The organism is Enterobacter cloacae complex sp. 2022EL-00788, assembly GCF_026627565.1.
GTDB lineage: Bacteria > Pseudomonadota > Gammaproteobacteria > Enterobacterales > Enterobacteriaceae > Enterobacter > Enterobacter pasteurii.
This window is the reverse complement of record NZ_JAPNMC010000026.1, coordinates 22,017-33,833: the sequence shown is the minus strand read 5'-3', so window position 1 is coordinate 33,833 and position 11,817 is coordinate 22,017. Positions and strand designations below refer to the sequence as shown.

Genomic DNA, 11,817 nt, shown 5'->3' with positions numbered 1-11,817 from the left:
AATGTCCGGTAAAGACGCGGAGAAAAATTTCTGGCAGACTGTCTGTAAAGGCACGATGAGGTCTCTTCTGATTTGTTAGCGCAACCAGTAGATCACACTTCATCGTGCTTTTCATTTTTCTGGGGAATCCTCAGCCCACAGGGAGAAGGAGAAAACCGGGTTTAGCTCAGCAGCGTAAACGCAATCATCCCGACAACCGCACCCGTCGTGCCGAGGATGGTTTCCATCAGCGTCCAGGTTTTCAGGGTTTGCGCTTCGGTCGCGCCGGTAAATTTACCGAACAGCCAGAAGCCTGCGTCGTTCACGTGCGACACCACAATCGAACCGCCCGCGATGCAGATAGACAGCGCCGCCATCTGCGCACCGGAGTAGTTCAGCTGTTCAATCACCGGCATCACCAGCCCTACGGCCGTTAAGCAGGCCACGGTCGCGGAGCCCTGAATGATACGTACCGCCGCGGCCAGCACGAAGCAGGTCACCGCAATTGGCAGGCCCATTCCGGTCAGCGCTTCACCCAGAGCAGGACCCACGCCGGAATCCACCAGCACCTGCTTGAACACGCCACCGGCACCGATCACCAGCAGAATGATGCCCGCAGGCTGGAGCGCAGCACCGCAGATCTCCATCACGCGGTCTTTCGGCATGCCCTGACGCATCGCCAGGCCGTAAATTGCCACCAGACACGCCACCAGGATCGCGGTAAACGGATGACCGATAAACTCAAACCATTCATAGGCGGTAGAGCCTTCAGGCACAAAGCGGGCGGCAATGGTTTTCAGCCCTACCAGCACCAGCGGGAGCAGAATCAGCGACAGGCTGAAGCCGAAGGACGGCATTTTTCCCTCGCCCAGGTGCGGCTCGGTGATGTCGTCAGGAATGTGCAGCTCGACGTAGCGGCTGATGAAGTTGCCCCACAGCGGACCGGCGATAATCATCCCCGGGATTGCCGCGCACAGGCCAATCAGGATCATCCAGCCAAAGTCGGCGTGCATCTGGGAAGCCAGCAGCATCGGCGCAGGCCCCGGCAGCAGAAACGCCGCGGCTGCGGCCACGCCCGCAAACAGCGGAATGACCAGCTTCACAAGGTTAGTGCCGGTATGGCGCGCCATGGAGAACGCTACGCTAATCAGCAGCACCACCGCCACCTCAAAGAACAGCGGCAGCGCGCAAATCAGGCCAGCGAGGCCAATCGCGTAGTGCGCGCGGCTGTGGCCGAAGGATTTCAGCATCTTGACGGCAATCTGGTCGACTGCGCCCGTCTCGTGCAGGATCTTGCCAAACATCGCGCCCAGCGCGACCACAATGGCCAGGAAGCCCAGCGTGCCGCCCATCCCTTTTTCCATCGTCGCGGCGATCTTGTCGAGCGGCATGCCGGAAAAGAGACCTGCACCAATAGAAACCACCATCAAAGCAACGAAAGCGTGCATACGCGCCTTCATCACTAAAAACAGCAGCAGTAAAACGGAACCCACTGCTGTCAAAACAAGCGTTAATGTACTCAAAACTTATTGCCTTTTATTGATAACCTCGATGGTGCTGGCTACAACACCTTCCAGCGGCTGATCGATATCAACCACCAGGACATCCTGCTCGTCAGCACCCGGCTCCTGCAGCGCTTCGAACTGCGTCACCAGCATCTGGGTTTTGAAGAAGTGGCCCTTACGCGCCTTCAGACGGCTTTCAATTACCTCGAAATCACCCTTCAGATAGATGAAGGAGAGGTTCGGGTTGCCGTCGCGCAGCAGGTCGCGATAGGTTTTTTTCAGCGCGGAGCAGACGATCAGGGAAACTTTGTTGGTACGCTGCATCGCGAACGCGGCGTCATTCAGCGCCTGCAGCCACGGTTTGCGGTCGTCGTCGTTCAGCGGCTCGCCGGCAGCCATTTTGGTGATGTTGCTGCGCGGATGGAGGAAGTCGCCATCAAGAAACGCAGCCTGAAGTTGATGCGCCACTTCGCTCGCCACGGCAGATTTACCGCTACCGGACACGCCCATCAGGACGTAAACGTGGTGATCGTGATTAGTCGTGCTCAAAGGGTGTCCCTCAGTCAATTGTTACGGGTAACAGTTATCGGTAACATTGTCCTGCCGGGGCAAAAGAGAAGCAATATCCAAACGTGCGCGAAGTGAATAAGTGTGAGCTACTTCAAATTTGTCGGATTAAATAGATCCACCCGGTGACAAGGTGAAACCTAAATCTAACATTTTAGGGGTAACTGCCTCACCACGAATGCGCGCCAGCAGGCGTTCTGCACCGATGCGGCCCATGCGTTCACGCGGGGTCAGGACGCTCGCCAGGCGCGGCTCCATCACCTGACCAATGTCGTGGCCGTGGAAGCCGGCAATCGCCATATCGTCAGGGATCTTCAGCCCCAGACGCTGGCACTCAAACGCCGCGCCGACCGCAAGGTCATCGTTGGTACAGAAAATACCGTCCAGTTGCGGATACTCGCGTCGCGCCTGGCGCATCAGCTCAATACCCGAGGTGTAGGATGAGGATTGCTCCACCATCACGCTGTACGGGATCAAACCGGCGTCGAGCATCGCCTGCTCGTATCCTTTCTGTTTGATGATAGTACGTTCATCCAGACGTGCACCCAGGTAAGCGATGTGCCGGTGGCCGCGGGCGATAATGGCCGCGGTCATCTGCCGCGCCGCTTCGAAGTTATCGAACCCAACGGCAATGTCGAGGCACGGCGACTGGCTGTCCATCAGCTCCACCACCGGAATGCCCGCCACTTCGATCATTTTCAGCGTGCGGGCTGTGTGGGTACGCTCCGTTAAAATCAGGCCATCGATGTTCCAGGAGAGCATCGATTCAAGACGTTCTTCCTCCAGTTCCGGCTTGTACCCATAGTGCGCGAGCATGGTCTGATAACCAAACGCATCGGTGACGCTTTCGATGCCACGCAGCACTTCGGCGAAAACCTGGTTAGTTAAGGAAGGAAGCAGGACGCCCACCGCACGGCTGGTCGCATTGGAGAGAATATCGGGTGCGCGGTTGGGGATATAACCCAGTTCATCAAGGGCTGCGGCAATCTTGCCACGCAACGCGACGGAAACCTGTTCCGGGTTACGTAAAAAGCGGCTGACCGTCATTTTGGTCACACCGACGCGATCGGCGACATCCTGAAGTACGGGGCGTTTCTTTTTCATCGTCCTGAGAAATCTTGAAGTGAGAGATTTGCTCAGTTTATCACGGACAAAGCTCAACCTTCCCCGTTTAAAGGGAAGGTTGAGAAATTATTTAGACCGGCGGCAGGTCAAACAGCAGGATTTCGCTTTCGCTGTCGGCATGCACGGAGAGCGCCTGCTCGTCCCAGATAGCCAGACCATCTGCGGTTGTGGCTTTGGTGCCGTTAATGGTCACGTCGCCCTTCACCACCTGGATCCACACGCGGCGGTTGGCGGCAATCTGGTGTACGGACTGTTCGTCTTTCGCCAGCGCCCAGCGGTACAGCTCCATATCCTGATGCACCTTCAGGGAACCTTCACGCGCATCCGGAGAGAGCACCAGCTGTTTGCCCTGCTTCGCGTCGAAGCGGCGCTGCTCGTAGCGCGGCGTGATGCCGGTTTCTTCCGGAATGATCCAGATCTGATACAGGTGCAGTTTTTCCGTTTTGCTCGGGTTGTACTCGGAGTGACGCACCCCGGTGCCCGCGCTCATAATCTGGAACTCGCCCGCCGGAACCTGCTCTTTATTGCCCATGCTGTCCTGGTGCTCAACCGCCCCTTCCAGCACGTAGGTCAAAATTTCCATATCCTTGTGCGGGTGGGTACCGAAGCCCTGGCCTGCATCAATCACGTCATCGTTAATGACGCGCAGCGCGGAGAAGCCCATGAAGTTCGGGTCATAATAGTCGGCAAACGAGAATGAATGCCATGAGTCCAGCCAGCCATGATTTGCGTGACCACGTTCGTTTGCTTTGCGTAAGTAGATCATTGTTTTCACCCTCAGTTCGTTTCGATGGAGTAAGTGTGGACGCAAACCGTCTGGGATCATAGAGGGTGAAAATTGACTCCTCTGTTCAAAATTTGTGAACAAGTTCAGAGGAGCCGTTTTTGCTTATCTGGCAAGGGTTATCGTGGCAGGAGAAGCCTGTTCGAAGGCACGTTCAAGGATTTCCAGGTTGGTGAGAACGTCAGATTCCTTGACGTAATTCGGCGCGCCGTTGGTGAGGGTTTCATACAGCGCATCGTAGACGCGGCCATAGTCACCGGCTTCGGGCTTCAGCTCTTCTCTGACCGTTACGCCCTCATCGTTCACATACTCGAGCACGCCGACGGAATCGTCCGCGGCAAAACCCGGTTCGCCGGGCATGATATTGGCCTTCAGGCTGGTCTCCTGCTGGTCGATGCCGTACCTGATAAACGAGCCTCTGGTGCCGTGAACGATAAATTTCGGGTAGTCGATTTTCACCAGATGGCTGGTTTTGACGATGGCTTTCAGGTCACCGTAGAACAGCTGTGCCTCGAAGGTGTCGTCCGGGTTGGCTTTATTGCGCAGGCTGCGAATGTCGTACGCCACGTGGTCCGGTCGGCCAAACAGGGAAATGATCTGGTCCATGGTGTGCACGCCCAGGCCGTAAAATGAGCCATCCTGCGGCAGGCCGGGTTTGGTTTCCGCCACCGGGCGGTAGTAATCGAAGTGGCTTTCCATTTCCACGATGTCGCCGAGCTTGCCGCTCTCTATCGCCTTTTTCGCCGTCAGGAAGCAGCTGTCAAAGCGGCGGTTCTGATACGGCGTGACGGTCAGCCCCTTGCTCTTCGCCAGCGCGAACAGTTCCTTCGCTTCGGCGATGGTCGGGGTGAACGGCTTTTCAACCAGCACGTTTTTGCCCGCCTCGAGCGCACGTTTCGCATAGTCGAAGTGGCTGTCGGCATGGGTGCAGACGATGACCAGTTTAACCTGCGGGTCGCCCAGCACCTCATCAAGATCGCTGGTGAAATGAATATGGGAATACTGTGGAGACTGCTCTTCCGGCTTCGCGCTGCGGCGGTAGATATGGGCAACGTGCCAGCTGTCTTTACGGTTGAGAACATACGGAAGGTGGTAACGCGTGGTGCTTTTGCCAAATCCAATAAATGCGCAATGTAGTGTCATGGCTCAGTCCTTTTGGAAGGTTACTGGGTTTTACCATAGCGCATGTTTTGCCCTCACCCCAGCCCTCTCCCACGGGGAGAGGGAGAAAAAGGGCAAAAAAAAAGCCAGCTAGAAGCTGGCTAAAGTAATACTGGAAGCAATGTGAGCAATGTCGTGCTTTCAGGTTACCGCAGGGGTCTTCCTGAACGCAGAGCAATAATAATCATTCTCATTCGCACTTGTCCAACACTTTTTGCAAAAAATAGCGATTGACTCGAAATTTAAAGTCATTGATGTTGGAAGGGACTTTTAACTGACCGAGGATGAAGGAATGAGTGAGATAGTGATACGCCACGCTGAACCGAAAGATTATGACGCCATTCGTCAGATCCACGCCCAGCCGGAGGTGTATCACAACACGCTACAGGTTCCTCATCCCTCAGAGCAGATGTGGCAGGAGCGGCTCGCCGACCAGCCGGGCATTAAACAGCTGGTCGCCTGTATCGACGGCACCGTTGCCGGACACCTGTGCCTTGCGGTTGCGCCACGTCCGCGCCGCAGCCACGTTGCCGATTTTGGCATCAGCGTGGGCGCGCAGTGGCAAAACCGTGGCGTCGCCAGCGCCCTGATGCGCACCATGATCGATATGTGCGACAACTGGCTGCGCGTCGATCGCATTGAGCTGACGGTGTTTGTTGATAACGAACCGGCAATCGCGGTGTACAAAAAGCACGGTTTTGAGATTGAGGGGACCGGAAAGCGCTTTGCCCTGCGCAACGGTGAGTATGTGGACGCGTATTATATGGCGCGGATGAAGTAACCCCTCTCCCCAAAGGGGCGAGGGAGAAAAGACCGCACCGTGCAATCCCCTCTCCCCTATGGGGAGAGGGTTAGGGTGAGGGGAGCCCTCAATAACCCGCCGTTAAATCATCCACCGAACGCGGGTCCGACGCGCCAAACAGCGCCCCGTCCGGCCCGACCATAATGCTCTGGGTGCTGCCCATCGCCTCCTTCACCGCCACCTTCTGTCCGCGCTGCTCCAGCAGCTTCAGGGTATCCGGGCTAAAGCCCTTCTCCACGCGAAGCTCGTCCGGCAGCCACTGGTGGTGGAAGCGCGGCGCATTGGTCGCTTCCGCTACGTTCATGCCAAAATCAATGCTGTTTACCACCATTTGCAGCACGGTGGTGATAATACGGCTGCCGCCAGGGCTGCCCGTCACCAGCCACGTTTTGCCGTCTTTCACCACGATGGTGGGCGACATGGACGACAGCGGACGCTTCTTCGGCCCCACGGCGTTGGCGTCTCCGCCCACCAGTCCGTACACGTTCGGCACGCCCGGCTTGGCGGAGAAGTCATCCATCTCGTTATTCAGCAGAATACCGCTGTTGCCCGCCACAATCCCGGTCCCGAACGTGGTGTTGAGCGTATAGGTCACCGCTACCGCGTTACCGTCTTTATCCACCACCGAGAAGTGCGTGGTCTGGTTGCTTTCATACGGTGCCAGCTTGCCGGGGCGGATCTCGCTCGACGGCTTCGCCTTGTTGATGTCGATCCCATCGGCAATCGATTTGGCATAGGCTTTGTTGGTTAGCGCCTGCCAGGGCACCTTCACAAAGTCCGGGTCACCAAGGTATTCCGAGCGGTCCGCGTAGGCGCGTTTTTCCGCCTCGGCCATCACCTGCATGGCGTCCGCGCTGCCGAAGCCGAACTTGTGCATATCGAAGTTTTCAAGAATGTTGAGGATCTGCACGATGTGAATACCGCCGGACGACGGCGGCGGCATGGAGAACACCTCATACCCGCGATAGGTGCCGCTAATCGGCTCGCGCTCCACCGCCCTGTATTCCGCCAGATCCGCTTTGGTAATCAGCCCGCCGTTCTTTTGCATTTCACTGGCAATCTGGTCGGCTATCGCCCCTTTATAGAAGGCGTCCGGGCCGTGCTCCGCAATGCGCTCCAGGCTGGTTGCCAGGTTCTTCTGCACCAGCCTGTCGCCCTTCTTCAGCGGCTCGCCGTCTTTCCAGAAAATAGCTTTGCTGTTTTCATGGTTCGGAATGACTTCGCTGCCGTAGGTTTTGAGATCGTCCGCCAGCGCGTCGTTGACCACGAAGCCGTCGCGCGCCAGCTTAATGGCAGGCTGGACCACCTTGTTCAGCGGCATGGTGCCGTATTTTTCCAGCGCCAGCGAGAAGCCCGCAACGGTGCCCGGCGTGCCGGAGGCAAGGTGCGAGGTCAGGGATTTTTTGCTGTCAGGGTTGCCCCGATCGTCGAGGAACATATCGCGCGTGGCCTGGCCGGGCGCCATTTCGCGGAAGTCGATGGCCGTGGTTTTGCCGTCTTTCGTGCGCAGCAGCATAAACCCGCCGCCGCCCAGATTCCCCGCCTGCGGGTGCGTTACGGCCAGCGCGTACCCTACCGCGACCGCCGCATCCACCGCGTTGCCCCCCTGCTTAAGAATATCAACGCCCACCTGCGTCGCCAGCGCGTCAACCGAGGCCACCATGCCGTGCGTTGCCCGCACGGGGTGGAAAACGTCCTCCTCCACGCCGTACGACACCGGAGGCGCGGCGGGCGGATTGGCCGCCACGGTAAATGTACCCCCTGCCATCAGCGCAGCGATGGCGACCCAGCGCAAAAAGGTTGGTTTCATCATTATTGTTCTCCAGGTGAAGGGGCCCATATTCCCCGCTTAAGCCTGGTTCACAACTCCTAAAAAATCATCGTTATGGTGGAATCGGAGTACACTTAAGAGAAGCCTCAAAGGAGGAGATAACCATGAAACGATTACCGATCCTGATCGCGCTGCTCCCGTTCGCCGCGCTCGCACAGCCGCTCAACACGCTGAACAACCCGAACCAGCCGGGCTACGTGATCCCGAGCCAGCAGCGCATGCAGACGGAGATGATGAGCCAGCAACAGCAGCAGAAAGGAATGCTTAATCAGCAGTTAAAAACGCAGACTCAGGTGCAGCAGCAGCACCTGCAAAGCCAGATGAACGCCAACACCCAGCGCGTCCAGCAGGGCCAGATGCGCGAGCAGCCGCTGCCCAATTCAAACGGCGGGATGTTAGGAGGCGGGATGTCGCAAAGCGGCGGTCAGCAGCATATGCTGCCGACCCAGCAGAACGGCAGCATGCTTAATAAGTAAAGTTCGGCCCGATCCGATCAATCGCATCGGTGCAGATGCTGTCCACGCCCCAGCGCAGCAGTTCGGCCGCGCGCTGGGGTTTGTTGACGGTATACACCAGAATGCGCAGACCGGCCGCCTTCAGCGCCGTCACGCGCGCCTCATCCAGCAGCTTGTGATTGAGGTGGATCGACACGCAGCCTAAGCGGGTCGTCAGCTCACGCCAGTCTTCGCGCCACTCGTCCAGCAGCAGCCCGCGGGGCAGCCCCGGTGCCGCTTCCTGCGCCGCTGCCAGCGCGTCAACGTCAAACGATGACAGCAGCGGCGCGGTCATCCCTTCCCACATCTCGCGCGCGGCCAGCGCGATGACTTTGCCCGTCAGCGGCCCGGTGCCGGTGGTCGGTTTGATTTCGATATTGGCCATCATGCCGTGCTGACGACAGCGGTCCGCCACTTCCGCCAGCAGCGGCAGCGGCTCGCCCTTAAATTCGCTGCTGTACCAGCTTCCGGCGTCCACCTTCAGCAGATCGCGCCACGGCAGTTCACCCGCCACGCCCCAGCCGTTGCTGGTGCGTTCAAGGTTGTCGTCATGCAGCAGAAATATTTCGCCGTCTTTCGACAGCTTGGCGTCAAACTCGATCATCTTGTGGCCGAAGCGTGCGCCAGCGTCAATTGCCGCCAGGGTGTTTTCCGGCGCCAGCTTACCGCCGCCACGGTGGGCGACGATGCGGGGATAAGGCCAGTTGCTCATACTCGTTGTCCTGTTTCACCATCAAATAAGTGCAGGTGATTTTCCGGCATATGCAGCCACAGCGTGCTGCCTGCTTTCGGGCGCTCCTGATGCGGCAGACGCACCACCAGCTTTTGCTCGCCCCAGCGTCCGTGCGCCAGGTTGTCCGCGCCCAGCATCTCCAGCGTGTCCATCACCAGCGGCACGCCGCCCTCCGCCTGAGAGGTTAAACCAATATGTTCCGGGCGGATACCGAGCGTCATCTTACGCCCGGCGTAGCCACGATAGTACCAGTTGACGGGCAATGCCATCCCGCTTTCCAGTTCAAAGTGGGTTCCCGCACTATTGATTCGCCCGTCCAGCAGGTTCATCGCCGGGCTGCCGATAAAGCTCGCCACGAAGCGGCTGGCCGGCTTTTCGTACACCTCCACCGGCGTGCCAATCTGCTCGGCAACGCCTTTGTTCATCACCATCACCCGCTGGGCAAGGGTCATGGCTTCGACCTGATCGTGGGTTACGTACAGGGAGGTAGTTTTCAGACGGCGGTGCAGCTGCTGCAGCTCCAGGCGCATCTGCACGCGCAGCTTGGCGTCGAGGTTCGAGAGCGGTTCGTCGAACAGGAACACCGCCGGATCGCGCACGATGGCGCGCCCCATCGCCACGCGCTGGCGCTGGCCGCCGGAGAGCTCGCGCGGGCGACGCTTGAGCAGGCCGTCCAGCTCCAGAATACGCGCCGCCTCTTTCACCCGTGCCTCAATATGGCCTTTGCCCATCCCGCGAATTTTCAGCCCCCACGCCATGTTCTCCTCCACGCTCATGTGCGGATAGAGAGCGTAGTTCTGGAACACCATCGCGATGCCGCGATCTTTTGGCTCCATCTCGGTGACGCGCTGGCGGTCGATCCAGATATCGCCAGAGGTAACGCGTTCAAGCCCCGCCACCATGCGCAGCAGCGTCGATTTGCCGCAGCCGGACGGGCCGACCATCACGATAAATTCCCCGTCCGCCACGTCGAGGGTGAGCGGCTGAATGACCTGGGTTTTACCATCCCAGCTTTTGGTAACTGCCTGAAGTTTTAAACCTGCCATCTTATTTCTCACTGTCCACTAAACCACGCACAAACGCACGCTGCATGGCTAAAACGATAACGACCGGGGGGATAAGGGTGAGCAGCATCGCCGCCATCACCTGGTTCCAGAGGGTGGTGCCTTCGCCGGTGGCGATCATGCCCTTGATGCCCGCCACGGCGGTGCCGAGGTTGACGTCCTGAATAATCAGCAGCGGCCACAGGTACTGGTTCCAGCCGTAGATAAAGGTGATCACAAACAGCGCCGCGAGGTTGGTTTTCGACAGCGGCAGCACGATGTCGCGGAAAAAGCGCATCGGCGAGGCGCCGTCAATGCGCGCGGCCTCAATCAGCTCGTCCGGCAGAGTCATAAAGAACTGGCGGAACAGGAAGGTGGCGGTCGCGGAGGCCATCAGCGGCAGGGTTAAGCCCGCGTAGCTGTCGAGCATCTTCAGGTTGGCGATTACCTCTACCGTGGGAAAGATACGTACCTCCACCGGCAGCATCAGGGTGATAAAAATCATCCAGAAGAACAGGTTACGCAGCGGAAAGCGGAACCAGACGATAGCGAAGGCCGAGAGCATCGACACGGTAATTTTGCCCACCGTAATGCCGAACGCCATGATGAAGCTGTTGAGCATCATCAGCCAGAACGGCGCGCTGTTGGCGCCCACGCCCTGGGTCCAGATGGTCTTCATGTTCTCGAAGAGGTGCGTGCCCGGGATCAGCGTCATCGGCGTGTCGAACACCGCCCTGGTGTCCAGCGTGGCGGCGACAAACGCCACGTACAGCGGGAAGAGGATGACGAGAATGCCCAGAATCAGCATGGTATGGCTGAAAATCGTCAGCCCGCGACGGTTCTCAATCATTGGTAGCGCACCTTACTTTCAACATAGCGGAACTGCACCACCGTCAGGATGATGACGAGGAACATCAGCACCACCGACTGGGCGGCAGAGGCGGAAAGATCCAGACCGGCAAAGCCTTCGCGGTAGATCTTATAGATAAGCGTCGTCGTCGCCTGTACCGGGCCGCCCGCGGTGGCCGCATCGATCACCGGGAAGGTGTCGAAGAAGGCGTACACCAGGTTGACCACCAGCAGGAAGAAACTCACCGGGGCAATCAGCGGCAGCGACAGCCTGAAGAAGCGGCGGATCGGGCCTGCGCCGTCAATGGCGGCGGCCTCCACCAGCGAGCGCGGGATGGACTGCAGCGCGGCAAAGAAGAACAGGAAGTTATAGCTGATCTGCTTCCACACCGAGGCAAACACCACCAGGAACATCGCCTGCCCGCTGTGCTGGGCGTGGTTCCAGTCGTAGCCCAGCTCTGCCAGAAAATGGGTGATCAACCCGCGGCCGGGGTTAAACAGGAAGATCCACAGCACGGCCGCCACGGCCGGAGCGACGGCGTACGGCAGCAGCATCAGCGTCTGGTACAGGCGGCTGCCGCGCACCACGTAATCCACCAGCGCGGCGAAAAACAGCGAGACGACAAGGCCGCTCACGGTGACCAGCGCGCTGAATTCGATGGTCGTCCAGAAGGAATCCAGATAGTAGCTGTCATGAAAAAGCGCGGTGAAGTTATCCAGCCCGACAAACTGGCTGGAAAGCCCGAACGGATCGACGCTTTGCACCGAGTACCACAGCGCTTCGCCCGCAGGCCAGATAAAGAAGATAACGGTGATGACCAGCTGCGGCGCGACCAGCAGGTACGGCAGCCAGCGGGAACGGAACACCGGACGGGATGATGACATAGGTTAGCTCAAGTAGGTTTTCGCCCCTCACCCCGGCCCTCTCCCCATAGGGGCGAGGG

At 58.6% G+C, this 11,817-nt stretch carries 12 protein-coding genes; 2 read left to right on the top strand and 10 right to left on the bottom strand.

Annotated elements, in window-relative coordinates; genetic code table 11:
• Window positions 1-161: 161 nt before the first annotated feature.
• The 5 genes from gntU to OWK27_RS23995 all read right to left on the bottom strand — a co-directional run bounded on the left by gntU (window position 162) and on the right by OWK27_RS23995 (window position 5,103).
• On the bottom strand, window positions 162-1,502 hold the full coding sequence (gene gntU / locus OWK27_RS24015; RefSeq protein ID WP_193356546.1) for a gluconate transporter: 1,341 nt from the start codon (window positions 1,500-1,502) through the stop codon (window positions 162-164).
• Window positions 1,503-1,505: 3 nt separating this feature from the next.
• On the bottom strand, window positions 1,506-2,033 hold the full coding sequence (gntK, locus tag OWK27_RS24010) for a gluconokinase (RefSeq protein ID WP_148420565.1): 528 nt from the start codon (window positions 2,031-2,033) through the stop codon (window positions 1,506-1,508).
• Window positions 2,034-2,159: 126 nt separating this feature from the next.
• Window positions 2,160-3,155 (bottom strand): gluconate operon transcriptional repressor GntR, encoded by a 996-nt coding sequence (gntR, locus tag OWK27_RS24005; protein WP_148420564.1) that lies wholly within the window; start codon window positions 3,153-3,155, stop codon window positions 2,160-2,162.
• A 91-nt stretch (window positions 3,156-3,246) separates the two neighbouring features.
• On the bottom strand, window positions 3,247-3,942 hold the full coding sequence (locus OWK27_RS24000) for a pirin family protein (protein ID WP_148420563.1): 696 nt from the start codon (window positions 3,940-3,942) through the stop codon (window positions 3,247-3,249).
• Window positions 3,943-4,065: 123 nt separating this feature from the next.
• The gene (locus tag OWK27_RS23995) at window positions 4,066-5,103 is read right to left on the bottom strand and encodes an oxidoreductase (protein WP_252005009.1); all 1,038 of its coding nucleotides are present in this window, start codon (window positions 5,101-5,103) and stop codon (window positions 4,066-4,068) included.
• A 310-nt stretch (window positions 5,104-5,413) separates the two neighbouring features.
• Between OWK27_RS23995 and yhhY the strand changes: the two genes are divergently transcribed.
• Window positions 5,414-5,902, top strand: a complete 489-nt coding sequence (gene yhhY / locus OWK27_RS23990) for an N-acetyltransferase (RefSeq protein WP_176609296.1) — start codon at window positions 5,414-5,416, stop codon at window positions 5,900-5,902.
• Window positions 5,903-5,990: 88 nt separating this feature from the next.
• Here yhhY and ggt read toward each other — a convergent pair whose 3' ends face one another.
• Complete coding sequence (gene ggt / locus OWK27_RS23985; protein ID WP_252005008.1) at window positions 5,991-7,736, bottom strand: gamma-glutamyltransferase; 1,746 nt, start codon at window positions 7,734-7,736, stop codon at window positions 5,991-5,993.
• 122 nt (window positions 7,737-7,858) lie between these two features.
• On the opposite strand from ggt, the gene OWK27_RS23980 reads away from it, so the two are divergent.
• Window positions 7,859-8,230, top strand: coding sequence for a DUF2756 family protein (locus OWK27_RS23980; protein ID WP_148420560.1), 372 nt, complete (start codon window positions 7,859-7,861; stop codon window positions 8,228-8,230).
• Here OWK27_RS23980 and ugpQ read toward each other — a convergent pair.
• Genes ugpQ through ugpA form a run of 4 tightly spaced genes read right to left on the bottom strand, consistent with a single transcriptional unit; the run spans window position 8,220 to window position 11,758 of the window.
• On the bottom strand, window positions 8,220-8,960 hold the full coding sequence (ugpQ, locus tag OWK27_RS23975; protein WP_267591348.1) for a glycerophosphodiester phosphodiesterase: 741 nt from the start codon (window positions 8,958-8,960) through the stop codon (window positions 8,220-8,222). The genes OWK27_RS23980 and ugpQ overlap by 11 nt on opposite strands.
• Complete coding sequence (locus OWK27_RS23970) at window positions 8,957-10,027, bottom strand: sn-glycerol-3-phosphate import ATP-binding protein UgpC (RefSeq protein WP_176609292.1); 1,071 nt, start codon at window positions 10,025-10,027, stop codon at window positions 8,957-8,959. The genes ugpQ and OWK27_RS23970 overlap by 4 nt, the downstream gene beginning before the upstream one ends.
• A gap of 1 nt (window position 10,028) precedes the next feature.
• Window positions 10,029-10,874, bottom strand: a complete 846-nt coding sequence (gene ugpE, locus OWK27_RS23965) for a sn-glycerol-3-phosphate ABC transporter permease UgpE (RefSeq protein ID WP_176609291.1) — start codon at window positions 10,872-10,874, stop codon at window positions 10,029-10,031.
• Window positions 10,871-11,758: a sn-glycerol-3-phosphate ABC transporter permease UgpA gene (gene ugpA, locus OWK27_RS23960; protein ID WP_148420556.1), complete on the bottom strand. Its 888-nt coding sequence runs from the start codon at window positions 11,756-11,758 to the stop codon at window positions 10,871-10,873. Before ugpA ends, ugpE begins: the two co-directional genes overlap by 4 nt.
• Between the last annotated feature and the right edge of the window lie 59 nt (window positions 11,759-11,817).